20 protein-coding genes are annotated in these 24,446 nt (G+C 71.9%); 14 read left to right on the top strand and 6 right to left on the bottom strand.

All coding sequences use genetic code 11. The features are described from left to right. Positions 1-186: 186 nt before the first annotated feature. The 3 genes from ACFY10_RS49675 to ACFY10_RS49665 all read right to left on the bottom strand — a co-directional run bounded on the left by ACFY10_RS49675 (position 187) and on the right by ACFY10_RS49665 (position 3,695). On the bottom strand, positions 187-2,049 hold the full coding sequence (locus ACFY10_RS49675; RefSeq protein ID WP_390672020.1) for a BTAD domain-containing putative transcriptional regulator: 1,863 nt from the start codon (positions 2,047-2,049) through the stop codon (positions 187-189). Between the two features lie 207 nt (positions 2,050-2,256). After that, positions 2,257-2,463 carry a ferredoxin gene (locus ACFY10_RS49670; protein WP_390672019.1) on the bottom strand — a complete coding sequence of 69 codons (207 nt, stop codon included), beginning with the start codon at positions 2,461-2,463 and terminating at the stop codon, positions 2,257-2,259. Positions 2,464-2,483: 20 nt separating this feature from the next. Next, positions 2,484-3,695 carry a cytochrome P450 gene (locus tag ACFY10_RS49665; RefSeq protein ID WP_390672018.1) on the bottom strand — a complete coding sequence of 404 codons (1,212 nt, stop codon included), beginning with the start codon at positions 3,693-3,695 and terminating at the stop codon, positions 2,484-2,486. Positions 3,696-4,188: 493 nt separating this feature from the next. On the opposite strand from ACFY10_RS49665, the gene ACFY10_RS49660 reads away from it, so the two are divergent. The 3 genes from ACFY10_RS49660 to ACFY10_RS49650 are packed head-to-tail and all read left to right on the top strand — an operon-like array spanning position 4,189 to position 7,784. Then, positions 4,189-4,746 (top strand): flavin reductase family protein, encoded by a 558-nt coding sequence (locus ACFY10_RS49660; protein ID WP_390672017.1) that lies wholly within the window; start codon positions 4,189-4,191, stop codon positions 4,744-4,746. Continuing rightward, positions 4,743-6,137, top strand: a complete 1,395-nt coding sequence (locus ACFY10_RS49655; protein ID WP_390672016.1) for a cation:proton antiporter — start codon at positions 4,743-4,745, stop codon at positions 6,135-6,137. The genes ACFY10_RS49660 and ACFY10_RS49655 overlap by 4 nt, the downstream gene beginning before the upstream one ends. A 15-nt stretch (positions 6,138-6,152) precedes the next feature. Next, on the top strand, positions 6,153-7,784 hold the full coding sequence (locus ACFY10_RS49650; protein WP_390672015.1) for an NAD(P)/FAD-dependent oxidoreductase: 1,632 nt from the start codon (positions 6,153-6,155) through the stop codon (positions 7,782-7,784). Between the two features lie 253 nt (positions 7,785-8,037). Here ACFY10_RS49650 and ACFY10_RS49645 read toward each other — a convergent pair whose 3' ends face one another. After that, positions 8,038-9,138, bottom strand: coding sequence for an acyl-CoA dehydrogenase family protein (locus ACFY10_RS49645; RefSeq protein WP_390672014.1), 1,101 nt, complete (start codon positions 9,136-9,138; stop codon positions 8,038-8,040). Positions 9,139-9,486: 348 nt separating this feature from the next. On the opposite strand from ACFY10_RS49645, the gene ACFY10_RS49640 reads away from it, so the two are divergent. The 11 genes from ACFY10_RS49640 (at position 9,487) to ACFY10_RS49590 (ending at position 21,774) form a co-directional block, all read left to right on the top strand. After that, entirely contained in the window at positions 9,487-10,971 is a 1,485-nt protein-coding gene (locus ACFY10_RS49640; protein WP_390672013.1) for an FAD-dependent monooxygenase, read from the top strand. Between the two features lie 26 nt (positions 10,972-10,997). Continuing rightward, positions 10,998-11,324 carry a TcmI family type II polyketide cyclase gene (locus tag ACFY10_RS49635; RefSeq protein WP_390672012.1) on the top strand — a complete coding sequence of 109 codons (327 nt, stop codon included), beginning with the start codon at positions 10,998-11,000 and terminating at the stop codon, positions 11,322-11,324. 14 nt (positions 11,325-11,338) lie between these two features. Continuing rightward, on the top strand, positions 11,339-11,557 hold the full coding sequence (locus ACFY10_RS49630; RefSeq protein WP_390672011.1) for a hypothetical protein: 219 nt from the start codon (positions 11,339-11,341) through the stop codon (positions 11,555-11,557). Position 11,558: 1 nt separating this feature from the next. Further along, positions 11,559-12,761: an FAD-dependent monooxygenase gene (locus ACFY10_RS49625; RefSeq protein ID WP_390672010.1), complete on the top strand. Its 1,203-nt coding sequence runs from the start codon at positions 11,559-11,561 to the stop codon at positions 12,759-12,761. Next, positions 12,758-14,275 (top strand): FAD-binding oxidoreductase, encoded by a 1,518-nt coding sequence (locus ACFY10_RS49620; RefSeq protein ID WP_390672009.1) that lies wholly within the window; start codon positions 12,758-12,760, stop codon positions 14,273-14,275. Before ACFY10_RS49625 ends, ACFY10_RS49620 begins: the two co-directional genes overlap by 4 nt. A 40-nt stretch (positions 14,276-14,315) precedes the next feature. After that, positions 14,316-14,684: an antibiotic biosynthesis monooxygenase family protein gene (locus tag ACFY10_RS49615; protein WP_390672008.1), complete on the top strand. Its 369-nt coding sequence runs from the start codon at positions 14,316-14,318 to the stop codon at positions 14,682-14,684. 38 nt (positions 14,685-14,722) lie between these two features. Then, positions 14,723-15,691 (top strand): LLM class flavin-dependent oxidoreductase, encoded by a 969-nt coding sequence (locus ACFY10_RS49610; RefSeq protein WP_390672007.1) that lies wholly within the window; start codon positions 14,723-14,725, stop codon positions 15,689-15,691. Between the two features lie 725 nt (positions 15,692-16,416). Beyond that, positions 16,417-18,222 carry an asparagine synthase (glutamine-hydrolyzing) gene (gene asnB, locus ACFY10_RS49605; protein ID WP_390672006.1) on the top strand — a complete coding sequence of 602 codons (1,806 nt, stop codon included), beginning with the start codon at positions 16,417-16,419 and terminating at the stop codon, positions 18,220-18,222. Further along, positions 18,219-19,265 carry a PrpF domain-containing protein gene (locus ACFY10_RS49600; protein WP_390672005.1) on the top strand — a complete coding sequence of 349 codons (1,047 nt, stop codon included), beginning with the start codon at positions 18,219-18,221 and terminating at the stop codon, positions 19,263-19,265. Before asnB ends, ACFY10_RS49600 begins: the two co-directional genes overlap by 4 nt. Continuing rightward, positions 19,244-20,395, top strand: a complete 1,152-nt coding sequence (locus ACFY10_RS49595; RefSeq protein ID WP_390672004.1) for an acyl-CoA dehydrogenase family protein — start codon at positions 19,244-19,246, stop codon at positions 20,393-20,395. Before ACFY10_RS49600 ends, ACFY10_RS49595 begins: the two co-directional genes overlap by 22 nt. Further along, the gene (locus ACFY10_RS49590; RefSeq protein ID WP_390672003.1) at positions 20,383-21,774 is read left to right on the top strand and encodes a dihydroorotase family protein; all 1,392 of its coding nucleotides are present in this window, start codon (positions 20,383-20,385) and stop codon (positions 21,772-21,774) included. Before ACFY10_RS49595 ends, ACFY10_RS49590 begins: the two co-directional genes overlap by 13 nt. A 75-nt stretch (positions 21,775-21,849) precedes the next feature. On the opposite strand, the gene ACFY10_RS49585 is transcribed toward ACFY10_RS49590, so the two are convergent. Continuing rightward, a complete protein-coding gene (locus ACFY10_RS49585) occupies positions 21,850-23,076 on the bottom strand; it encodes an ATP-grasp domain-containing protein (protein ID WP_390672002.1) in 1,227 nt (408 codons plus the stop codon). Positions 23,077-23,133: 57 nt separating this feature from the next. Further along, a complete protein-coding gene (locus ACFY10_RS49580; protein WP_390672001.1) occupies positions 23,134-24,420 on the bottom strand; it encodes an MFS transporter in 1,287 nt (428 codons plus the stop codon). Between the last annotated feature and the right edge of the window lie 26 nt (positions 24,421-24,446).

Here is a 24,446-nt window from a genome sequence, read left to right as displayed (position 1 = left end):
GGGTGTCATTGCGGTCCCACTCCTTCCTGCCCTGTCGCGTGAGTGGCTTCGCACACGACTGTGCGCCACCGGGATGGGCGCTGGACTGGAGTGGTTCTTGACCACGGGTGTATTCCCAGGTGAGCTGCCGGGACCCCGGCTTCGTGCCGCAGTCCCGGGGCCGGTCGCAGTCACCCCGGGACCGCCCTACAGGGACAGCGGGACGGCCTCGTCCAGCGCACTGGTCCCACCGGAGCTGAGCTCCTGGGCGAAGCTGCGCTGCAGGCCGTCGAGGCGGTAGCGGGTGGGCAGGTCCTCCCGCGCGGGTTCGGCCACGCTCAGGAAGTGCGCCTCCACCAACTGCTCGCAGGCGTCCTCGACGGTGGCGAAGTCCTTGCCGAGCACCGGGCAGGCCAGATGGGCGTCGAACTCGGCCACCGGCAGATGGCCCAGGCAGCGCAGCGCCTCGCGGGCGTCCTCGGGCAGCGCGTTGTACGACGCCTTGAAGCTGGCCCGCACGCTCAGCGAGCTGTGCGCCAGCTCGTCCAGCCGCCGGCCCTCGTCGCTGAGCCGCTCCGCGTAGCGGCTCAGCGACCAGTGCGGGCGGGTGTTGAGCCGTACCGCCGCGGCGCGCAGGGCCAGCGGCAGCCCGCCGCAGTACCGGGCGATCGCGGCCGCCGCGGCCGGTTCCCGGGCGACCCGTTCCGAGCCCAGCATCCGGGCCAGCAGCCGCACACCGTGGCCGTGCGGCAGCACCGGCAGATGCATGACGCGGGCGCCGGGCGGCGTGCTGAGCCGGCCTCTGCTGGTGATCAGCACCGCGGCGTCCGCGCTGCCCGGCAGCAGCGGCTGCACCTGCTCGTCGTCGGCCGCGTCGTCGAGGATGAGCAGCAGATGGCGCCCGGCCAGCGTCAGCCGGTACACCTCGGCACGCTCGTCGGGATCGGCCGGCAGCCGGTCGGGGTCCGTGCCCAGCGCCCGCAGCAGCCGCCCGAGCACCGCGTGCGGGTCCGCCGGCCGGCTGCTGCTGCCGCGCAGCGCCGCGTACAGCTGTCCGTCGGGGAAGGCGGACCGCAGCCGGTGCCCGAGGCGCCCGGCCAGCGCCGTCTTGCCGACACCGCCGCCGCCGACCAGCACGACCGCGGGCGGCTGCGCGTCGGTGGGCCGGGTCAAGGTCCGCTGGAGCACGTCGAGTTCACGCTCGCGCCCCGTGAAGTCGGGCAGGTCGAGCGGGAGCATCTGCGGGACGTACCGGGCGGGCCGGGCCGCGTCGGGGGCCGGGAACGGGCCGGCGGTGTGCGGGTCGCCGTCGCCGCGCCCGGGCGACGGCGCCGGGTCGGCCGCCTCGCCGCGCAGGATCGTCTCGTGCAGGCGCTGCAGCCGCCGCGACGGGTCCGTGCCGAGGTCCTTGGCGATCAGCCGGCGTATCGACTGGTAGTGCTCCAGGGCGTCGACGCTGCGCCCCTCCAGGTAGAGCGCGAGCATCAGACGCTCGCACAGCTGCTCGGAGAGCGGGTCGCTCAGCAGCGCCGCACGCAGCTCCGCCAGGACGGTGCCGGGGCGCTCGAGGCGGATCTCGGCGTCCGCCCACTGGCTGAGCGCCTCGTGGTGGAGCTGGCGCAGCGTCTCGCGCAGCCGGGCCGCCCAGTCGCTGTGCATGCCGCTGAGCGCGTCGCCGCGCCACATGTGCAGCGCCTGCTGGAGCAGCATGCTGCGTTCCCGGTCGCCAAGACCCCGCTGCTGGGCGCTCTTGAGCAGCCGGCGGAACCGCACCAGGTCCACGGTGGCGGGATCGGCCGAGACCTGGTAGCCGGCCGGAGTGCGGATCAGGCCGATCGGCTCGGGCAGCCCGGCCGAGGCGCGGGCCAGCGCCCGGCGCAGCCGGGTGATGTAGGTGTGCACGACATTGCGGACGCCCGCGGGCGGCCGCTCTCCCCATACGCGGTCGACGAGGGACTCCAGCGGCACCGGCCGCTCCGGATCGACCAGCAGGACACCGAGGATGCTGCGTTGGCGTGCGGGGCCGAGGTCGGCCAGGGCGCTGCCCGTCCAGAGTTCTATCGATCCCAATATCCGGAGCTCCATCGAAGATCACCCGTATCCCTTCAGTGGCCGAAAAGCTAACTCCGGCCGGTGCAGCGCCCCTTGATTTCCGCTCTGCCGCACCGGCCGGCCGGCAACGCGCGTCACCCGCCCCGCGGACGGATCCGCAAAGGGCGGGTGACGGTTGCCGCGCGGCGCGCTTGGGGCGCACGGCAGCGGCCGGGCAGGCGGCCCTCAGGTCTGTGCGCGGCGGATGGCCTGGGCCGGGCAGGCCGCCAGGGCCTCATCGACGGCCGTCTCGTCCCCTTCCCCCGCGGCGCCGGACCGGACCCGGCTCAGCCCGTCCTCGTCCTGTTCGAACACCTCGGGGGCGTTCCAGGCGCACAGCCCCGAACCGATGCACGCCTCGCGATCGACCTCGATCCTCGCCATGGTGCTCATCCCTCCTCCTACCGGATCCCTCACCAGGTGACCGGGAACTCGACCAGGCCCTGGATGGCGTCTCCCGGCTTGATCGGCAACTCGTCCTCGTCGACGGCCGGCCGCAGGCCGGGCAGCCGCCGCAGCAGGGTGCCGAGCGCCACCTCGAGCTCCAGCCGCGCCAGGTTCTGCCCCAGGCACTGGTGCACCCCGAATCCGAACGCCACATGGTGCTGCCCGCTGCGGTCCGGGCGCAGCGCGTCCGGCTGCGGGAAGTGGCTCTCGTCCCGGTTGATCATCGAGGTGTTGAAGACCACGCCCTCGCCCGCCCGGATCACCTGCGGGCCGCAGGGGATGTCCTCGGTGGCCACCCGCAACAGCTCGTCCACGACCGACAGATGGCGCAGCAGCTCGTCGACCGTCTGCGGCAGCAGGCCCGGATCGGCGCGCAGTGCGGCCAGCCGGTCCGGACGCTTCAGGAGCAACAGCGTCCCGAGCGAGATCATGTTGGTGGTGGTCTCGTGCCCGGCCACCAGCAGGTTGAGCGCGAGCCTGGTGATCTCCTCGCGGTCCGTCTGGCCGGTGAGCAGCCGGTCGCGCACGAGTTCGTCCAACAGCCCGAAATGCGGGCCGGGTTCGGACCCCTGGCGCTGTTGCCGCTCCTTGTCGGCGAGCAGCCCCTGCAGGTATCCCACCATCTTGGCCCGCGCGGCCGCGGACTCCTGGGGCCCGGAGCCGCGCATGACCAGCCGCGACAGCTCCTCGAAGGTCGTGTGGTCCTCGTAGGGCACACCGAGCAGCAGGCTGATCGCCATCGACGGCACGGGCAGCGCGAACGCCGAGACCAGTTCGGCGGGCGGGCCCTGCTCGATCATCGCGTCCAGCAACTGGTCGACGTTCCGCTGGATCAGGGGCCGCAGCGCCTTGATGCGGGGCACGCCGAATCCGGGGATCAGCATCCGGCGCTGCCGGCCGTGCTCCGGCTCGTCCGCGTTGAACAGCAGCGGCGGCAGGTGGCGCAGCGCCGTCAGCACATGGCTCGTCATGGGGAAGCCGGGCTTGCGCCGGTCGGCCGACAACCGCGGGTCGCCGAGCAGCCTGCGCGCCTCGGTGTGGCCGGTCACCGCCCACGCGGTGCTGCCGTCGTAGAGCGTGACGCGGGCCAGCGGGCCCTCCCGCTGCAAGGACCGGTAGCCGGCGGGCGGTTCATAGGGACACGTGCGGTCCTGAGGGAACGTGGTCGGACGGGTCACCGGGCCTCCTCGGGTGGGGTGGGGCTGCGTCGTCGTGAGCCGGCCGACCAGACGGCGGCCGCAGTACCCGGGCCGGGCCCGACCGGGGCGATGCGCACGAGCCGATGCGCACGAGTCGATGCGCACGAGTCGATGCGCACGACAGGGGTACGGCGCACCGGTTCGGCGGGGGATCGACGGTGCGCCGTGCGGGCCAGGCAACCGCGCGCCGATGGAGAGGGGCCGGATTCTCGATGGACCCGGGCCGGCGTCGCGCACATCCGACGTTGGATCGAGGCCGAATCGAGCGGCCGCGCGGATAGTCCTGTTCGCAGGAAGAGCGGGCGCCGCTCCCGTCCACCGGCGGCCGGGCACCGTGTGCGGTGTTCTGGGCCGGCCGAGTGCTGCGACGGCCGGGCACGGCCGACTCTTTGATGGCAGACCGGACCCGACGCTGCCCTTGCGGCGCCGAGATCAGTGAGGTCCGATTCACGACTCCGACCAGGGGGTGTATATGGCTCCGATGCCTTCAGGCACGCAAGGTCTGAATGCGGCCGGACCGGTCGCACCGGACACACTGCGATCGGTCTGCGGAAACTTCGCGACCGGCGTTTCCGTCATCACCAGTGGAAGTGGGGAGGAGGCGGTCGGCACCACAGTCAATTCTTTTGCGTCGGTGTCGCTCGAGCCACCGCTTGTGCTGTTCTGTTTGCACGTCAAATCACGACTGCGCCCCGTGGTGCAGAAATACCGGGCTTTTGCGGTCAACATCCTCTCCTCGCAGCAGGAGATGCTGGCCCTGACCTTTTCCTGCAAAGAGACCGCCGGACTCGGCGGTGTGGCGCACCGGCCCTCGGTGACGGGCGTGCCGGTGCTCGACGCCACCCTGGCCTCGCTGTCCTGCCGGGTCGTCAACTCCTTCGAGAGCGGTGACCACACGGTGTTCGTCGGTGAGGTGGTCGAGCTCGACCAGTCCCCCTCGAGACCGGATGCGCTGGTCTTCTTCCGCGGGAAGATGGGGTCGCTCCACATGCACACACGGGTACGGGACACCGCCGGGACGGCGTCATGATCCGGGCGTCGGGTGTGGTGGCGTCGATTCCCTCCCACCCCCTGATGATCCTGTTCCTGCAGGTGGGCGTGTTGCTCCTGCTGGCGATGGTGCTCGGCCGGCTCGCGGTGCGCTGCGGCATGCCGCCGGTCGCGGGCGAGCTGACCGCGGGGGTGATCCTGGGTCCTTCACTGCTGGCCCATGTCGCTCCCGGTGCGGGCCACTGGCTGTTCCCGCAGGAGCCCGAGCAGATGCATCTGCTCGACTCCATCGGCCAGTTCGGGATCATCCTGATGCTCGGGTTCACCGGCATGCACCTGGACCTGAAGCTGCTGCGCCGCAAGGGAGCACGCGCGGCGCGGATCAGCGCGGCGGGCCTGGTCCTGCCGCTGGCCCTCGGCATCTGGCTCGGCTTCCTGCTGCCCGCGAAGCTGCGCGCCCCGGGGGCCGACGGCACCGTCTTCGCGCTCTTCGTCGGCGTCGCGATGTGTGTCAGCGCCGTACCGGTGATCGCCAGGACGCTCCTCGACATGCAGCTCATCCACCGTGACGTCGGCCAGATGATCGTGATCGCGGGCACCGTCGACGACGCCGTGGGCTGGCTCCTGGTCTCGCTCATCGCCGCCATGGGGACCACCGGGCTGCACACCGGTGACGTCGTTCTCGCGCTGGCCCGGATGGCGCTTCTCCTGCTCTTCACGGCGACCATCGGCCGCGCCGTGGTGGGCATGGCGATGCGCAGGGCCGCCCGCGCCTCGGCCCCGGGACTTGCGACGGTGACCGCGGTGCTCCTGATCATCCTGTCCGCGGCCGGCGCCGGCGCGCTCGAGTTCGAGCCCGTCTTCGGCGCCTTCCTGTGCGGCATCGTCATCAAGACCGCGAAGGACGTCGACACCCGGGCACTGGCACCGCTCAACACGACGGTGATGACGGTCCTGGCGCCGCTGTTCTTCGCCACCGCCGGCCTGCGGATGGACCTCACCGCGCTGTTCGACCCGAAGATCGCCCTGTGGGGCCTGGCGGTCTTCGCCCTCGCGGTCTTCGGGAAATTCCTCGGCGCCTTCGTCGGAGGGCTCACCAGCCGGATGACGCGCTGGGAGTCGCTCGCGCTGGGCGCCGGCATGAACGCCCGCGGGGTGATCGAAGTGATCATCGCGATGGTCGGAGTCAGGATCGGCCTGCTGAGGGTGGAGATGTACTCCATCGTCGTGCTGGTCGCCGTCCTCACCTCGCTGATGGCCCCGCCCCTGCTGCGTCTGGCCATGAACCGCGTCGAACTGACGGCCGAGGAGGCGATGCGAAAGACACGCGTGTTCGCGGCCCACGACACCGCGGACGGCGTACGAGACGCAGCCGACGGCGGCGCTCCCGCCGATCTCCCCGAGCCCAGCGGCCCGATCCTGCACTCCTGAAAGGTGATCACCATCGTGACCAAGACCGACGAAGTGCCGCGCGAGGACAAGCGCGCGGACCGCTACGACGTGGCCATACTCGGCGCGGGCATGGCCGGCGGTGCGCTCGCGGCCGTGCTGGCCCGCAACGGTGTGAAGGTCCTGCTCATCGACGCGGGTGTGCACCCCCGCTTCGCGGTGGGCGAGTCCACGATCCCGTACACCTCGACGATGACCAAGCTCATAGCCGAGCGCTACGACGTACCGGAGATCGCCGCGCTGGCGACCTTCCGCGGCATCCAGGACAAGATCTCCCCGATGAGCGGCCGCAAGCAGAACTTCGGCTTCGTCTACCACCGCGAGGGGCAGCCGCAGAACCCCGAGGAGATCAACCAGCTGGTGATCCCCGAGTGGCAGCGCACCGAGAGCCACCTGTTCCGCCAGGACATCGACGCCTACCTCTTCCATCTCGCTGTCGGCCACGGCACCGAGCCGCGTCTGAACACCCGGATCCAGGACATCGAGACCGGCCCCGACGGTGTGGTGCTGCGCTCCGAGCGCGGCGAGGAGTTCTACGCCGAGTACCTGGTCGACGGCAGCGGTTTCCGCTCCCCGGTCGCCGACAAGTTCGGCCTGCGCGACCAGCCGACCCGGGCGCGCCACCATTCCCGCACCCTGTTCACGCACATGGTGGGTGTGACGCCGTTCGACGACGCCGAGGCGGCCGCAGCGCACAAGAATCCCAGCCCCTGGCATCACGGCACGCTGCACCACGTCTTCGACGGCGGCTGGCTGTGGGTCATCCCCTTCGACAACCACGAGGGCGCCATCAGCCCGCTGTGCAGCGTGGGACTCACCCTGGACGAGCGGGTCTTCCCCAAGCCCGACGGCGTCTCCCCGCAGGAGGAGTTCGAGGATTTCCTGCGCCGCTACCCGCAGATCGCCGAGCAGTTCACCAACGCCAGGGCCGTCCGGCCGTGGGTCGGCACCGGCCGGCTCCAGTACTCGGCGACGGACACGGTCGGCGAGCGGTACTGCCTGACCGCGCACGCGGCCGGGTTCATCGACGCGCTGTACTCACGCGGCCTCACCAACACCTTCGAGGTCGTCAACTCCCTGGCGTGGCGGCTCATCGAGGCATCGCGCGACGGGGACTGGTCCACCGAACGGTTCGCCTACATCGACAGCCTCCAGCAGGGGCTGTTCAGCGTGCACGACGACGTGGTCTACAGCTCCTTCGTGGGCTTTCGCGACTACGACCTCTGGAACGCCGTGTCCCGTGTGTGGAAGGCGACGAGCATCATGCCCACCATGACGCTGGAGCGGGCCTACCGCACGTATCTGGACACGCGTGACGAGCAGGTCCTGCGCGACCTGGAGAAGACCGACACACCTGGTCTTCCGGCCCCTGTCGGGCAGGACATCAGCGCCCTGCTGACCTTCACCAGGCAGACCTGCCAGGCGGTGGAGGCCGGCGACGTCCCGCCGGCACAGGCGGCGCAGCAGATCCTGGCCCGGATCCGCGACACCGAGTCGCTGCCCGCGCCGTTCGCGCTCGGCGACCCGGACAACCGGTGCTTCGACGCGACCACCGAGGTGATGCAGAAGACAGCGGTGTGGGCGAAGACCGAGGCCCCCGAGCACATCAAGCCGCTGTTCGGCGGCTGATACGCCGAGCCGGCCGAGCGGGCCGAAGTCTTTGAGCGAAGCCCCTGGCCGGTGGCACTCCGCCACCGGCCAGGGGCACGACAGGGCAGGCGGGCACCATCTGTCGGGTCGGGTGCGGGTGTCACTGGCGCAGTGAGGCGGCCGTGATCTGGTCGGTGGTGCGGGCGCCGGCGGCGGGGTGAGGTGGTGAGCGGGTCGGTGGTGCGGGCGTCACCGGCGTGGTGGGGCCGTGATCCGGGCGGTGGTGCGGGCGTCAGCGTTGCAGCGACGCCGCGATCAGCTCGCGGCACAGCTGGTTGGTGGGGCCCATCTCGGTGACCGCGCGGGCGTCGGCGAGCAGTGTGGTGAGTTGACGGTCGGTCACCTGGCCGGCCGGCTCCAGCAGTCGGGAGACCTCGAGGGCGATTCGTTCGGTGGCCTGGGAGGCGTACAGCTTGCTGTGCACGGCGGTGGGCCCCTGGCGGCCGGCGCCGGCCACCATGGCCCGGACGGCCTCCACCGAGACGGCCAGTTCCACCAGGCGGGCCGCCCGCGGGGATTCGGCGGGCAGCCCGGCGTGTCCGAGGCGGGCGAGGGCGAGGTCCAGCACCGCGCGGGCGATCCCGGCGGAGACGGCCCCGAGGGTCGCGCCGCTCTCCCGGACCCCCGCGACGATCTCGCCGGCCCCGCCGAGCGGGCCCAGCCGGTCCCCGTCCGTCACCCGGCAGCCGCTCAGCCGGACGCATCCGGCCGCCGAGCCGCGCATCGCGGCCGGGTCCGGGCTCGGCTCGAGCAGCAGTCCGGGACGGTCCGCGGGGACCAGGAAGAAGGTCTGCCCCCGAAGACCGTGGCGGGCGTCGCCGTCCGCGGCCGCGGAGGTCCGGCCGAGCACCAGATAGACGTCGCAGACGCCGGCCCCGGCGGTGCAGTACCCCGCCCCGTCCAGCGTCCAGGACCCGTCCGCGCCGACCCGCTCGCGCGCCGCCCCGGTGCCGGTCTCGCCCCAGGCCGAGGCGGCCAGTACCCAGCCGGCGGCCATCCGCGGCAGCAGCCGCTCCCGTTGCGCGGGCGTGCCCCATGCGCCGATGAAGGCGCTCACGGCGAAGTGCTGGAAGAGGATGGCCGCCATCGACGGATCGACCCGAGCGATCTCCTCGAGCACGGCGTTGACGGCCGCGGCGTCCCCGCCCGCGCCGCCGTAGCCGGCCGGCACCGCGAGCCCCAGCAGCCCGAAGCCGCGTACCGCCCGCAGCGCCGTCTCGTCGGCGCGCCCGGTCCGCGCGGTGCGGACGGAAGCCGCCCGCAGGACGTCGAGCAGAGCGGAGTCGAGCTCCGGTTTTGTATCTGCTCGGGGCGTTTCGAATAACACGGTCACGCGGTATCCCTCTTCGTTTCTTCGGACAGCGGCGGGCGAGGAATTGAGGTGTGCTCGTTCCATAATTCGGCACTTCAGGATGCCTGAGGGCGGTAGCGGCCCGCTGGAGGCGAAATCGAGGCGAAACGGAGGCGCGGTCGAGAATTGCCGGACGGAAATTGGCCGTTGACATTCGGACAGGCGCGATGCCACTCTCATTCGCGGCAGGACGTGTGCCCGACGTATCCGAATTCGTTGAATTGATGGCGCTGTCCTGGCGGTAATGACCCGCAGCATCGTCGCTGCCCGTACCACCGACTTTCCTGTGCGCGGCTGCCTGCCGCGATTCCCGCCTGCCGAGGAGGCGCCATGGACGCTCCGGTGATCATCGTCGGCGCGGGCCCCGTGGGGCTCGTGCTGGCCGCGGAACTGCGCCTCGGCGGAGTCGAGGTGCTCGTCCTTGACCGGCTGGAGCAGCCCTCGGGGGAGTCCCGGAGCCTGGGCTTCACCGCCCGCGCGGTGGAGCTGTTCGACCAGCGCGGGCTGCTGCCGCGCTTCGGCGAGCTGGGCATCAGCGCGTCGGGGCACTTCGGTGGAATCCCGCTCGACTACAGCGTGTTGGCGGACGCCCACTTCGGGGCGCGCAGTGTCCCGCAGGCCCGCACCGAGCAGGTGGTCGGGGGATGGGCGGCGGAGCTGGGCGCCGACGTCCGGCGCGGCTGGAGGGTGGTCGGCCTGCACGACGACGGGGACAGCGTGCGGGTCGAGGCCGCCACTGCCGACGGGCCGCGCCTGCTGCGCTGCCGCTACCTGGTCGGCTGCGACGGCGGGCACAGCTTTGTGCGCGGCGCCGCCGGATTCGAGTTCCCCGGCACCCCCTCGACCCGCGAGATGCACATCGCCGATGTGGCCGGATGCGCCCTGCGGCCGCGCCCGATCGGCGAGCGGGTGCCGGCCGGGATGGTGATGTCCGTCCCGATCGGCGGCGGCGTCGACCGCATCGTGGTGTGCGAGCACGGCGTCCCGCCCCGCCGGCGCACCCGCCCCCCGGAGTTCGCCGAACTGGCGGACGCCTGGGAGCGTCTGACGGGCGAGGACCTCCGTGGCGGCACCGCGAAATGGATCAGCTCCTTCGGCGACGCGACGCGCCAGGCCACCGAGTACCGCCGGGGCCGCGTGCTGCTGGCCGGTGACGCCGCCCACACCCATCTCCCGGTGGGCGGGCAGGGACTGAGCGTCGGTGTGCAGGACGCCATGAACCTCGGCTGGAAGCTCGCCGCCGTGGTGTCCGGCACGGCCGGTCCCGACCTGCTCGACTCCTACCACACCGAACGCCACCCCGTCGGCGCCCGGCTCCTGCTCAACACGCTCGCCCAGGGCGTGCTCTACCTGAGCGGAGCGGAGGGCGAACCGCTGCGCGAGGTGCTCGCGGACCTGATGGAACTTCCCGAGGTCCGCCGGCATCTGGCCGGCATGGTCAGCGGTCTCGACGTCCGCTACGACGTCGGCCCCGGCACGCACCCGCTGCTCGGCGCCCGCATCCCCAAGCGGGAGCTGCTGGGACCGGACGGCCCGACGACCACCGTCGCCGGGCTGCGGACCGGCCGCGGGGTGCTCCTCGACCTGGCCGACGATCCGGAACTGCGCCGCAGCGCGGAGCCGTGGGCCGACCGGGTCGACCTCGTGACGGCGGCCCCGCACCGCCTCCCCGACGGGTGCCCGCTCGCCCAGACGTCCGCCGTGCTGATCCGCCCGGACGGCCATGTCGCCTGGGCGGCCCCCGGATGCGGGCCGCTGCCCGACGCGCTGGCCCGCTGGTTCGGGACGAAGCGTCTCGCGACGGTCCGTCAGTAACCGCTGTCGAATGAGGAGAAGGACTGATGCACAGCACCTTGATCGTTGCCCGTATGGACCCGTCGTCGCAGGGCGACGTCGCCCGCATCTTCGGGGAGTTCGACACCACTGAGATGCCGGGGCTCATGGGCACCCGCCGCCGTCAGCTGTTCAGCTATCGCGGCCTGTACTTCCACCTCCAGGACTTCGACTCCGACGATGGCGGCGCGGCCATCGAGGAGGCCAAGAGCCACCCGCTGTTCACGAACGTCAGCGCTGATCTGAAGCCGTTCATCGACGCCTACGACCCGGCCACCTGGCGCTCGCCCGCCGACGCGATGGCGCAGCGCTTCTACCACTGGAACGCCAAGTGAACGAGCGAGGGGCCGTGAGCAGCGGCACCGGGGTCATCGCGCCCGGCCTCCGGGTGCTGCGGAGGGACACCCGTGCAAAGGACGGCGCCACCCACAACCCCGCCACCATCGAGGAGGTCCTCAAGGCGGGCGCGGGCCTGCCCGGGGCCCGGGTGTGCGTCAAGCACGCCCTGAGCGGCAACGGCCGCGCCACGCCGGGGTACGCCAAGGACCACGCCGAAGGCCGGGGCTGACATGAGCAGTGGGGTCATCGTCGTCGGTGCCGGGCCCGTCGGGCTCGCGCTCGCCGGTGAACTGCGCGCCGGCGGGGCCGAGGTGACGGTGCTCGAGCGCCTCGAGGCACCGACGACGGAATCCAGGGCCACCACCCTGGACGCCCGCACCATGGAGCTGCTGGACGAGCGCGGCCTGCTGGCGACGCTGGGCACCGTGCCCCGCGAACCCCGGGGGCACTTCGGCGGCCTGCCCCTCGACCTGGACAGCCAGCCCTCGTCGTTCGCGGGCCAGTGGAAGGTGCCGCAGGCGCGCATCGAGGCCCTGCTGGGCGAGCGGGCGCGCGAGCTCGGCGCCGACATCCGCCGCGAGCACGAGGTCTGCGCCCTGCGGCAGAGCGAGGACGGCGTCACCGTCGAGGCGTTCGTGCCGGACGGGCGGCGGGTGCGGCTGACCGCCGAGTACGTGGTGGGCTGCGACGGCGAACACAGCACGGTCGGCGCCCTGGCCGGCTTCGCCTTCCCCGGCCGGGACGCCCGCCGCGAGCTGCTGCGCTGCGACGTGAGGGGGGTGGACATCCCCGACCGCCGCTTTGAGCGGCTGCCCGGCGGCTTCGCGGTCGCCGCGACCCGGAACGGACTGACCCGGGTCATGGTGCACGAGTACGGGCGGGCACCCGTGGTCCGCAGTGCCGCGCCCGCCTTCGACGAGGTCGTACGGGCGTGGTCGCGGGTGACCGGGGAGGACATCAGTTCCGGCACCCCGGTGTGGGTGAACGCCTTCGGTGACGTCAGCCGGCAGGCCGCGCAGTACCGCAAAGGACGGGTGCTGCTGGCCGGGGACGCCGCCCACCGCCATCTGCCGGTCGGCGGACAGGCCATCAACCTCGGCCTGCAGGACGCCTTCGACCTGGGCCACAAGCTCGCCGCCGAGGTCGCGGGCACCGCACCGGCCGGGCTCCTCGACTCCTACCACCAGGAGCGGCACCGGGCCGGCCGCCGCGCCATGGCGATCATCGAGGCCCAGACCCTCGTCATGCTCGGCGGCCCGGAGATCGAGCCCGTGCGCTCCTTGTTCGGCGAACTCCTCGGCCACCGGGCGGTGCGCGAGCTGCTCGCCACCCGGCTCGGCGGTCTGGACGCCGGCATCGAAGCACCCCCCAAAACGGCCGGAGGGGCCGCAGGGGCCGGGACACCGAACCGCACCACGGAGGTGCTCTCATGATCACCCGTCGGGCACTGCTGGGGGCCTCGGCCGCCGGGGCCGTCGCCGCGGCAGCTCCCGCCCCCCGCGCCCCGCGCCAGGTCACCGCCGTTGCCTGGAGCCAGCTGGGCGGGCACCTGAGCGGCGACCTGGTCCTGCCCTCCGATCCCCGGTACGCGACCGCCAGACAGCTGGCCCTGTCGCAGTTCGACACCATCGCCCCGCAGGCCGTCGCCTACTGCGCAGACGCGCGGGACGCGGCGCTGTGCCTCGCCTTCGCCCAGCACAACGGACTGGCCCCGGCGGTGCGCAGCGGCGGCCACAGCGCCGGCGGGTACTCCACCGGCACCGGCCTGGTGGTGGACGTGTCGCGGCTCAACTCGGTCCGGGCCGGCGCCGGTTCGGTGACGCTGGGGCCCGGCGCACAGAACGTCGACGTGCTGAACACACTGGCCGCATCGGGCCTGGCCGTCACCGGCGGCGCGTGCCCGACCGTCGCCGCCGGCGGGTTCATCCAGGGCGGCGGGCTCGGGTTCCTCACCCGCACGCTCGGCATGGCCTGTGACGCGCTGACCTCCGCGACGGTGGTGCTGGCGAGCGGACAGACCGTCACGGCCTGCGCACAAGAGCACCCGGACCTGTTCTGGGCGCTGCGCGGCGGCGGAGGCGGCAACTTCGGCATCGTCACCTCGTACACGCTGACCCCGACCGCCCTGTCGCAAGTGGCCACGGCGACCCTCGCCTACACCTACGACCAGGCGCTCGACATGCTCGACGGCTACGCCCGGTGGCTGCCCGAGTGCCCCCGCACGATCGGCTCGGCGGCGGTGGTCACCCTCGCCGACGCGGCTGCGGGCAAGGTCCCGACCCCGGCGATCATCGTGGTCTCCACCGGAACCCCGGCCGAACTCGACGCGGAACTGGCCCGGTTGGACTTGCTGACCGGCACACCGGCCTCGCGGCAGACCTCCGTACTGCCCTACCGCGACCTGATGACGGGGATCTTCGGCTGCGGGGACAAGACCACCGAACAGTGCCACCGGGCGGGCGCCTTCCCGCAGGGGCAGCTGCCCCGGACCGCGTTCGCGCTGGAGCGCAGCCGCCTCGTGCGTGACGCCGTGCCCAGGGACGGCTGGGCGCGCATCCTGGCGCTCTTCGACGAGCAGCGGGTGTCCGGTGGCCAGACCCACGGGCTCCAGGTGCTGCCCATCGACGGCGCCGTTGGGGACCTGGACCGCACCGAGACGGCGTTCGTGCACCGCGACAGCCGTTTCTCCGTGAACTTCCAGGGCTTCATGGCGCAGGGGCCGGTCACCGACGAGCTCCGGGCCGCCGCGAGGGCCTGGGTCGACGCGGGCTTCGCGGCCATCGACCCGCTCTCCTCGGGCGAGGCCTACCAGAACTTCATCGATCCGGAACTGGCCGACTGGAAGACCTCCTACTACGCCGAGAACCATCCGCGGTTGGTGAAGGTCAAAAACCGCTACGACCCCGACGGTCTCTTCAGTTTCGCGCAGGGCATCCGCGCGGCCTGACGAGGCTTTGACGCATCACGACCGAGAGGAAGAGTCACACATGGCCAAGCTGGAGAACCTGGACCCGACCACGCCGATGTTCGCGCAGTTCCAGGCGAAGACCGGTCCGATCGTCCTGGCCAACGTCTTCGTCGTCCCGAAGGACAAGTCCGAGTCGTTCCTGGCCCATTGGACGAAGCAGGCCGAGCTGATGAAGGCGCAGCCGGGGTTCGTCTCCCTGCAGATGCACCAGGGCACGGCGGGCAGCCAGTTGTTCATGAACATAGCGAACTGGGAGTCGACCGAGGCCCTCGCCACAGCGCTCGGCAACCCGGAGTTCCAGGCCATGTCCGCCCAGGTCCCCGACGACATCGTGTCGTACGCGCACATCTTCGGGAAGATCGCCGTCGAGGGGCTCTGCGAGGCCTGACCCGCGGTCGGCCTGCTCCCGTGAATGGGGATTTCAGAATGGATGTAGGACTTCTCTTCGACCTGCGAAACCCGCAGGGCTGGAAGCGCCCCTGGGCCGACCACTACGCGCAGAACCTGGAATTCTGCGAAGAGGCCGACCGGCGGGGCGTGGGCGGACTGTGGTTCACCGAGCACCACCTCTTCGAGGACGGCTATCTGCCGCAGCCGCTGACCTTCGCCGCGGCCGCCGCGGCCCGCACCCGCCGCGCCCGGATCGGCACCTCGGTGGTGCTGCCCGCGCTGCGCAAGCCCGCCCAGCTCGCGGAGGAGGCGGCGATCGTCGACCTCGTGAGCGGCGGACGCCTCGAACTGGGCATGGGCGCCGGCTACCGGGTTCCCGAATACGGCCTGATGGACGCGGACTTCACGCGGCGTTTCAGGCTGACCGAGGAGCACATCCGCGAGGTCCGCCGGCTCTGGGAGGAGGGCGGCGTCACCCCGGGCCCAATCCAGGACCCCGTTCCGCTGTGGGGCGGCTTCTACGGACCCCGCGGCGCCCGGATGGCCGGCCGGCTCGGCATCGGGCTGCTGCACCTCTCCCACGAGCTGTTCCCGCACTACCGTGAGGGGCTGGTCGAGGGCGGCCACGACCCGGCGACCGCGCGGGTCTGCGGCCTGCTGCCGATCATCCTCGCCGACGACCCCGACGAGGCCTGGGCACGCGTCGCGCCCTTCCTCGCCCACCAGATGAACAGCTACCGGCAGTCGTCGGTGGAGGGCACCGACAGGCCCCGGCCGCCGATCATCCACCCCGACGAGTTCCGCAACCGGACCTCCAACGCCCCCTGGGGAGCCCTGAAGATCCTCACCCCCGCGGACGCCGCCGCCCAGATCAAGGAGACGACCGAGGGGCTGCCGGTGGAACACCTGATCTTCTGGGCGAGCATCGCCGGTATGCCGGACGACCTGACGGCCCGCAATATCGAGCTGGTCAGCGAGGAGCTGCCGCTGCTGCTGGGCCCCTGACGGCCGCCCGGCGTCAGCCCCGGCCGCAGGGTGGCGGCCGGGCCACGGCAGAGGTGACGACGTGCCCGGCAGCCGACGAGGCTGCCGGGCTCTGAACTCGGGGGATCCTTGCGGACTATGTCAGGTCCGCCCGCCGCCCCCCTTGGGCACAGAACATGCCCGGCGTGACGCGCGGTTCGCCGGTCCCGGCTCCGGCCGCGAACCCGATGTTCGTCACGTACTCGTACTCGCCCACTCGATGCGGTCCCAGTGGCGGACATGGAGCGTGCGGTAGCCGACGACGCGCTGCAGGGGGCGCGGACCTGCGCCTGATTGAGCGGAGGGAACTCGACGCGGGTTGCACGGCCGGCGCGGTTGAGGCGGCCCGGGAGATGGTGGGCGGCATTCGTGCGCCGCACCGTGCGGCAGGCGGCGTCGATCCGCTCCAGGTTCTGCTTCGACGGCGAGCGCCTCGTGCCCCGTGATGCCCCGGGCGCCGAACCTGCCGAACTCCTTGTTCCTCTCCGGTACTTGCCCGCCTTCCGTACCCGTTGTCCCCTCACCCGCCGTGGCATCGGCCATGGTGTCGGCGCCTCGGCACACCACGGCGAGACCGCGCCCGGGCCGCCGCTCCAGCCCGCTTCTAGGCCGTGCTGGTCAACTGGGCGCAATTGAGGTCGACCTGCCGTCGCATCGGTACCGAAAGTCCAGTTCCCCCATCAACTCACACAGGCGAGAGTCGGGCGATGTGTCGGATATTTGGCCACTTCAACGGCGTGGTGACTGCACACGAACTTCAGACGGTCGGCGCACTTCAGCGGCACGGCGGCCCCGACGGTGGGGGCAGCGCGCACGACGCGATGTGGTCCGTCGGGAACAACCGGCTGGCCATCGTCGATCCGGACGGCGGACAGCAGCCGTACGAGCTTGCGGACGGCCGTATAAAAGTCGTCTTCAACGGAGAGATCTACAACCACGACGAGCTTCGGCAGCGGCTGCGCGCGCGGGGTTACACCTTTCCCGACCGCTGCGACGGGTCGATCCTCCCGGCGCTGTACGACGTGTACGGCGACGGCTTCACCGAGCACCTGGACGGCATGTACGCGATCGCCGTCCTCGACCGGCGCGTCGAGCCACGGCTCGTGCTCGCCACCGATCACGTGGGCATGAAGCCGCTGTACTACCGGTGGGACCCGGCATCGGGGGCGCTCCACTTCTCCTCGGAGATCCCCGCCCTGCTCGCGTTCGACGCGGTGTCGAGCACCGTCTGGACGCCGGGCCTGGAGGCCTACCTCGCGACCAGGACACCCTTCGGCGAGCAGACGATGTTCGCCGACATCAAGGTGTTGCCGCCGGCGGCCACGGCGGTCTGTGACCAGGCCTCGGGGCTGCGCGTCCTGCGTCGCGACCCGCCCCCGCCCGGCCCGTTGCCCGGCGAGGACACCACCGGCCGGCTGCGCGCGATGCTGCACAGCGAGGTGCGCCGGCTCCGGGTGGCCGACGTCCCGCTCGCCTCGATCACGTCCGGCGGGCTCGACTCCGGCCTGGTCACGGCCTTCGCCGCCGAGGGCGGCGGCGACCTGCACACCTTCAACCTCTCCTACAAGGGCTCCTGGCCCGGGGACGAGCGGTCCTACGCGCGCCAGATCGCAAAGCGGACCGGAGCGGTCTACCACCAGGTGGAAATCGATCCGGCCACCTTCCCCGACCTGATGGCGGACGTCGTGTGGCACCTGGGCCAGCCGAACGCCGACCCGATCACGCTCAGCACCTACGCCCTGTTCAGCGCCGTGCGGGAGGCCGGCTTCAAGGTCGCGCTGACCGGCGACGGCGCGGACGAGGTCTTCGGCGGCTACGACCGGATGCGCGCGGCGGCGCAGGCCCCCGCAGCGTGGCGTGCGGCGTACCTGGATGCCCTCGCCGTCGCCCCCGCGCGGCTGCGCGGCCGGCTCTACACCAAGGACTACGCCGCCGAGGTGGACCGCACGGCACCGCTTCCCCAGAGGGCGGGTGAACTTCTGCGCGACGACGGCGACGACCCGCTGGGACGGATCACCGCATTCGAGATGGAGTACCGCCTGCCCGCCTACCACCTGCGCCGCGTGGACCACCTGAGCATGGCGCACTCGGTGGAGGTGCGGCTGCCGTACTGCCAGCGCGACATCGTCGCCTTCGGCCGGGCGCTGCCCGACCGCATGCGCATCAGCGGCGGGCGGGTGAAGCGGGCGCTGTACGGCGCCGCGTCCGGACTGCTGCCGCAGGACGTACTGAACCGCCCCAAGCAGCCCTTCACCCTGCCCCTGACCGCGATGCTCGCCCCGGGGCGGCCGCTGTGGGACTACGCCCAGGACACGCTGGGCGCGAGCCGGCTGCGCTGCGCGGGCCAGATCGACCCCGGCGCCGTACGCAACCTTTTCCGCGTGCAGGCCGGCCGTCCGGACGACACCGCGGCACTGACGATATGGGCCCTGCTGGTGCACGAGGTCTGGCGGGAGCTGTTCGGGCGGCCGGGCGCACGGGCAGGGGGCGCGACGGGGGCGATGGTCGCGTGATCGGTCACATCGCCTACGCGTCCGGGGCGCCCTGCCCCACGCTCGTCCTCGACGCGCAGCAGTTCCCCAGAGAGAGCGGGCCGCTCCTTGAGGCCCTCACCGAGGTCCGCCGGCGGCTGGTGCTGGCCGGCGGGGCGCACATCCTCAAGATCGCGCTGATCGAGCCCTCGTCGCATCCGCTGTTCGATCTCGACTACCGCTTCATCCAGGCGCTGCCCGACGGTGTGGGACGGTTCGACCTGCGCGGCTCGTGCGGGCACTCCGTGCTGTGCTCCGTGATGGCCGCCGGACGGTCCGGGATGATCCCCCGTCAGGGCCCCGGGGACCGTGCCCGGGTGCGCGTCCTCAACAACGGCGACCACCTCGTGTGCGAGACCGAGGAGAGTGACCGGGACACCGCCCGATGCACGATGTACTTCCTGCACACGCCCCCCATCCCGGTGTCGGGTCTGCTGCTGCGGGACGAGCCGCAGACGATCCTCGACGTGGAGGACGAGAAGGTGACCGTCTCCCTGGTCTCCTCCGGCAACCCGTACGTCTTCGTCGGGGCGCAGGACGCCGGGGTGTCCGACTCCGCGGAACTGTTCGCCGCGGGGGCCGGCCTGTTCGACCGGCTGCAACGGATTCGTGAAGCGGCGGCCCGGCTGTTCGACTGGCCGGCCGACGGCGCGTTCCCCAAGATCGCGGTCGTGGTTCCCGACGGACCCGGCCGGATAGCGGCCCGGGCCGTGACCGTACCCGGCTGGCACCCCACGCTGGCGCTGACCGGAGCGGTCTGCCTGGGGGCGGCGAGCTGCATCCCGCAGACGGTTCCCTGGCTCGCGGCACGGGAGGCGGGCAGTCTCGGCGGGCAGGTGAACATCCTGACCACGGGCGGAAGCACGGCGGTGACCGCCACCACCCGGGTCGGCGACGGACGAACCGAACTCGCCTGGGTCGCCGTGGGCAACAAGACCGTCCGCTTCCACGGCTCGTTCTTCCCTGAATCGCTCACCTATTTCCAACCCAGGGAGTTCGGAGAATGTCTGTCGCTACCGGCCTGATTCGCACCCAGGACGTCGTCCGCACGGTCGGACCCACCCTCTCGCCGCCGACTCTGGACATGCTGCGCGAGTCCGATGCCCGAGCCGCCGTCACCGGCAGGCCCGACACGGCGGTGCTGTCGAAGCTGCGGGCCTCGGGACTGCTCGCCACCGCAGTCCCCGAGGCGTACGGAGGCGCCGGGGGGGATGCCGCGGCTGTCAACCGGGTGGTGGCGCAGGCGGCGACGGTGAACCCGTCCGTGGCGATCATCCTGTTCCAGCATTTCGCGGTGTGCGCGCGTATCGACGAGTGGGGCACCGACGAGCAGAAGGCGAGGTTCCTGCCGGCCCTGGCCGCGGGCGAGTTCCTCGCCGCTTCGGCGTGGAGCGAGACGGGGGCGGGTGCCGCCAAGAAGCGGCTGGCTTCCCTCGCCGAGCGGCTCCCGGGCGGCCGATGGCTGCTGAACGGCGCGAAGTCGTTCACCACCGGCGCCGGTGTCGCGGACCTCTACCTCGTGCTCGTACAGACCTCCACGGCACAGGACGACCCGCACAGCAGCTACGGCTCGGCCGGCCAGAGCTTCTTCCTCGTGCGCGGCGACAACCCGGGACTGATCCCCGATCCGAGCCTGGACCTGGTCGGCATGCGCGGATCCGCCACCGGCTTCGTCCGGCTCGGCAACTGCGAGGTCACCGACGGCGATCGCCTGGGACCGCTCGGACAGGCAACGGCCCTCATCGCCGGCGTGCGGGAAAGCGGCGCGACACTCGGCGCGGTGTCGGCCGGCATCGCCCAGGCGGCGTACGACCTGGCCGCCGAGCACCGCGCCCGCCTCGACGCGGCACGGGCCCAGGCCGTCCGGCACCAGATGGTCGGGCTCAGCACACTGCTGGAGTCGGCGCACGCCTTCGTCGCGCGCGCGGGCCACCGAGCGTCGGACGATCCGGGCCGGACCACGCTGCAGGCCAAGCTGCACGCCTCCGCCGCCGCCGAGCACATGTGTCTCGAGGTCTCCCGCATGCTCGGGTCCGCCGGTTACGTCGTCGACCACCGGCTGAACCGATTGATCGCCGATGCCCGCGCGGTCGCCCTGATGGGCCCGACCAATGAACTGTGCAGAGAGCTGGTGGCCCAGTCATGGGAGAAGTGAACCGGCACGACGCCGACCTCGTGGTGACCGGGCGCCTGGTCACGCCGACGGGAGTGCGGCCGGGCGCGGTCGTGGTCTCCGCGGGCCGCATCCGCGCCGTCACCGACATCGACGAGGCCGCCCCGGGCGTGCCGCGCCTCGATGCCGGCGACGCGTACGTCCTGCCCGGGCTGATCGACTCGCATGTGCATTTCCGCACGCCGGGCCTGGAGTACAAGGAGGACTGGGAGCACGGCAGCCGGGCCGCCGTGGCGGGCGGCGTCACCACGGTCATCGACATGCCGAACACGAGGCCTGCGGGATTGTCGCCGGAGGCGATCGCGGCGAAGGCCGCGCTGGTGGCGGGGTCGTCGCTGGTCGACTACCGGTTCCATCTGGGCGCCGACCCGGACCGCCCCGAACTGCTCGCCGATCTCGACCCGGCGATCGCCACCAGCGCCAAGGTCTTCATGGCCGGGCACCAGACCGCGCCGACGGTCGTGCGGGACCAGGCCCGGCTGGAGAAGATCTTCGCCGCCGCCGCCGGCGGCGGTGTGCGACTGGTGCTGCACGCCGAGCGGGACACCCTGTTCACGCTGCTCGACGGCTGGCGGGGGCGGCTTCGGGACTACACCGCCTACGAACGATCACGGCCGCGCAGCGGTGCCATCGCGGCCGTGGCCGAGGTCATCGAGCTGGTGCGCCGCTACGGAACGCAGGCGCACATCCTGCACGTGTCCAGCGCGGAGGAGGCCGACCTGCTCTCGGCCGCGCGCGACGCAGGGCTGCCGCTGACCTTCGAGGTGACCGCGCACCATCTGTCGTTCACCGACCACGACACACTGCGGACCGCAGCACGTACCCGCCTGTCGCCGGCCATCCGCTCCTCGGCCGACCAGGACCGGCTCTGGGCGGCCGTGCGCAGCGGCGAGGTCGCCACCCTGGGCAGTGACCACGCCCCGCACACGGTGGCGGAGAAGCTTCTGCCGGTAGCGGACGCTCCGCCCGGGATCCCCGGCGTGCAGGAACTCGCCGTCGCCGTCTGGACCGGGATGCGCCGCCGCTGGCCCGGCGAATCGGGCGACGTGGCCGTCGCGCGGCTCGTCGATCACCTGGCGGCCAGGCCGGCGGCGCTGTTCCAGCTGCCGGGCAAGGGCCGCCTGGAGCCGGGCGCCGACGCGGACCTGACGCTCTTCGGCCCGGACGATCCGTGGATGCTCTCCGCGCACGACGTCCATTCCAAATGCGGCTGGTCGGCCTATGAGGGATGGACGATGGCCGGCAGGGTGCGGACCACGATCAGGGCCGGAGAGGTGGTCTGGGACGCGGGTGAGCGCAGGTTCGGCAGCCCCACCGGACGCTGGCTTCAGCCGCGCACGACGCACGGCGCCCGCCCCTGACCCGTACGCCGGGCTGCCGGGATCGGGAGGTGAGGGGGGTCGGGGGCGCCGAGCGCGCCCCCGGCCGCCCCGGAATCAGCGGTCCGACGGGCCGGGGGCCGTCGTGGCGCGCAGCAGGCCGCGCACGAGGGCGATCCGGCGGTCCGCTTCCTGCTCGGTCGCGGCGTCGATGACGACATGGCCGTGCCGGCTTGCGGAGTTCCTGATCTCCGGGACCCGGTCGCCCGGTGTGAAGGGGAACTTCAGCTCGTGCACGAAGGGGAGCGCGCGGATGTCGTCCAGCCCTTCGACGGAGACGAGCCGTCCGGGAGGAAGCTGGAAGAAGGAGACGCACCCCACCCGGTGGGCGGCGTCGACCTGGACCGGTTTGCCGATGAGCGCGCGGAAGATGGCCTTCTCGATGTCGAACCCGGAGGCGAGCGCGATGGCCCGGTGGATCCGGTCGCCCGGGGCGCGGCTTTGCGACTCGACGATCCGTGGGCCGCCCGGGGTCAGGATGACCTCCGTGTGCGCCGGGCCGAACCGGTAGCCGGTCTCGTCCAGGAACCGGATGACCAGGTCGGTGACTGCCGCCCGATCGGGTTCGGCCAGGGACGCGGGGTGCATGTGCGCGATCTCGGTGAAGCCGGGCGGCGGTGTCTTGCGCTTGGCCGTGACGCCCACGACGTGGTGGGTTCCCTGCGCGGTCAGCGTCTCGACGCTGAACTCGGGCCCGCGCAGGTACTCCTCGAGCAGCACGGGACCCGTATAGCGCTGGTCGGCGAGCTGCTCCTGCCAGTCGTCCAAGTCCCGCATCTCGTGGATGAGTTGTACGCCGCGGCTGCCGGACAGCAGGGCCGGCTTGGCCACGACGGGCAGCTCGCACGGCGACGACTGCGCCAACAGCGCCCGGGCCTCGCGCGCCGAGGCGGCCACGGTGGACCGCACCGGCGACAGACCGCGCTCGCGCAGCAGCCGGCGCATCGCCGTCTTGTCGTTGATGACGCGCAGCGCCGCCGGCGGGTTCGGGGCGAGCCCCAGCGCCTGCGCCTCCTCGCAGACCGGCAGCTGGGTGTCCTCGTTGCCCAGGTGCAGCACGTGCGAGACGCCCAGCCGCGTGGCCGTCTCGGCCACCAGCCGGCGCAGCCCGGCCACGTCCCGGAAGTCGGTGAACAGGAGTTCCTCGGAGTACCGCGCGACCTCCTCGCGGTGGTCCGGCGGGATGCGGTCCGGGTCCCAGATGGAGAAGACCCGAAGGCCCTCCTCGGTGGCCTTGCGCACGTACGCCCGCCACGGCATCACCATGAGGATCTTGTCTGTCATCGCTGCGCTTCCTTCACTCGCGGGGTGAGCGGGCCGTCGCTGTGCGGCCCGTCCTCGTCACGGCTGGGCGCTTTCCTGGGCGAGGACGGGCTGCGGGAGGGCTGCGCGCGCGTCCCGCTCGCGGAAGAGCGACCGGTACAGGAGCATCGCGCCGACTCCGAAGAGCCCGAACAGCACGCTCATCCCGGCCGCCGGGACGAGCGTGCCGATGGTCACGCACAGCGAGGCGACGATCATCCCCAGCTGTACGTTGATCTGGTACACGGCCATGTACCTGCTGCGGTCCTCGGCGGGCACCAGGTCGGCCAGCAGGACCTGCCGGATCGGCACCGACATGATCTCGCCGATGGTGAGCACCACCGCGGCCGCGAGCAGCAGCCAGGGGGCGTTGCTCGCCCCCCACACCATGTATCCGGCCGTGAACAGGACGATGCCGCCGAAGATGCGCTGCCGGTCGGACAGGCGGCGGAACAGCCATGCGGCGAACAGCGCCAGGCAGACCACGATGAGGGTGTTCGCCGCCCGGAGGATGCCGAGCATCTCGACGCCGTTGACGGTCGGCCGCCATCCGCCGATGTCGAGGAGTTGTTGCCGCCCGAACTCATCGCTGAGGCGCACGGCGATGTAGTACGAGATCTGGATCTCCACGCTGCGGATCAGCAGGGCGGCCAGGACCAGGCGGGCCAGGACGCTGTCGCGCAGCGCCGTCATGTAGCCGCCCAGCAGTGTCTTCAGCCATCGGCGGTCCTGCACCTGGCCGGCGTGGCCGCGCGGCGCGGTCTCGCTGATCGCGGCCAGGGTGATCAGGGCGATGATGCCCGCCAGCACGGCGGCGCCGGCCAGCAGGGCGAAGAAGTACTGGCCGAAGGCGAAGCCGCCCAGGAGGGAACCCAGCAGGAACGCGACGTTGATCGACCAGTAGTTGATCGTGTAGATCTGCGCACGTGTCTTGGGGGTGGAGACGTCCACCATCATCGCGTCGTTGGCGGGTACCGCGATGCCGAAGAGGCTGGTGCTGAGCAGATAGCAGCAGAAGGTCGCGCCTCCCGAGTGCCACCACGCAGAGTTCGCCAGCGCGAGCAGCACGAGGGCCGCGGCGCTGCCCGTCTCGCCGAGCAGGAGGGTGGGGCGCCGGCCGAGGGTGTCGGACAGGTGGCCGCCGGCGAACGTGCACCCGACGACGGCGACGGCGATCGCGAGCGTCATGAGCCCCGCCGTCGCCGCGCCGTACAGGCGCGCGAAGTGGATCACCATCAGCGGGGCGAGCATGATGTCCAGGAACTTGCGGACGAACCCGACGGCGATGCGCAGCTTCAGGTTCCGGTGTACGTCGGCGGTGATCATGTATGCCTCGGCATCTTGAGGGGCGG

Source organism: Streptomyces sp. NPDC001401, assembly GCF_042895385.1.
In the GTDB taxonomy this organism is placed as follows: Bacteria; Actinomycetota; Actinomycetes; order Streptomycetales; family Streptomycetaceae; genus Streptomyces.
Note: the sequence above shows the minus strand (reverse complement) of the source record. Positions and strands in the feature narration are given on the sequence as shown.

Excerpts from the sequence above, each read along its gene's own strand:
- ACFY10_RS49595 (WP_390672004.1), top strand. The coding sequence starts at position 19,244 with ATGTCTGTCGCTACCGGCCTGATTCGCACCCAGGACGTCGTCCGCACG.
- ACFY10_RS49625 (WP_390672010.1), top strand. The coding sequence starts at position 11,559 with ATGAGCAGTGGGGTCATCGTCGTCGGTGCCGGGCCCGTCGGGCTCGCG.
- ACFY10_RS49585 (WP_390672002.1), bottom strand. The coding sequence starts at position 23,076 with ATGACAGACAAGATCCTCATGGTGATGCCGTGGCGGGCGTACGTGCGC.
- asnB (WP_390672006.1), top strand. The coding sequence starts at position 16,417 with ATGTGTCGGATATTTGGCCACTTCAACGGCGTGGTGACTGCACACGAA.
- ACFY10_RS49610 (WP_390672007.1), top strand. The coding sequence starts at position 14,723 with ATGGATGTAGGACTTCTCTTCGACCTGCGAAACCCGCAGGGCTGGAAG.
- ACFY10_RS49615 (WP_390672008.1), top strand. The coding sequence starts at position 14,316 with ATGGCCAAGCTGGAGAACCTGGACCCGACCACGCCGATGTTCGCGCAG.
- ACFY10_RS49655 (WP_390672016.1), top strand. The coding sequence starts at position 4,743 with ATGATCCGGGCGTCGGGTGTGGTGGCGTCGATTCCCTCCCACCCCCTG.
- ACFY10_RS49670 (WP_390672019.1), bottom strand. The coding sequence starts at position 2,463 with ATGAGCACCATGGCGAGGATCGAGGTCGATCGCGAGGCGTGCATCGGT.
- ACFY10_RS49660 (WP_390672017.1), top strand. The coding sequence starts at position 4,189 with ATGGCTCCGATGCCTTCAGGCACGCAAGGTCTGAATGCGGCCGGACCG.
- ACFY10_RS49580 (WP_390672001.1), bottom strand. The coding sequence starts at position 24,420 with ATGATCACCGCCGACGTACACCGGAACCTGAAGCTGCGCATCGCCGTC.
- ACFY10_RS49590 (WP_390672003.1), top strand. The coding sequence starts at position 20,383 with ATGGGAGAAGTGAACCGGCACGACGCCGACCTCGTGGTGACCGGGCGC.
- ACFY10_RS49640 (WP_390672013.1), top strand. The coding sequence starts at position 9,487 with ATGGACGCTCCGGTGATCATCGTCGGCGCGGGCCCCGTGGGGCTCGTG.
- ACFY10_RS49620 (WP_390672009.1), top strand. The coding sequence starts at position 12,758 with ATGATCACCCGTCGGGCACTGCTGGGGGCCTCGGCCGCCGGGGCCGTC.
- ACFY10_RS49635 (WP_390672012.1), top strand. The coding sequence starts at position 10,998 with ATGCACAGCACCTTGATCGTTGCCCGTATGGACCCGTCGTCGCAGGGC.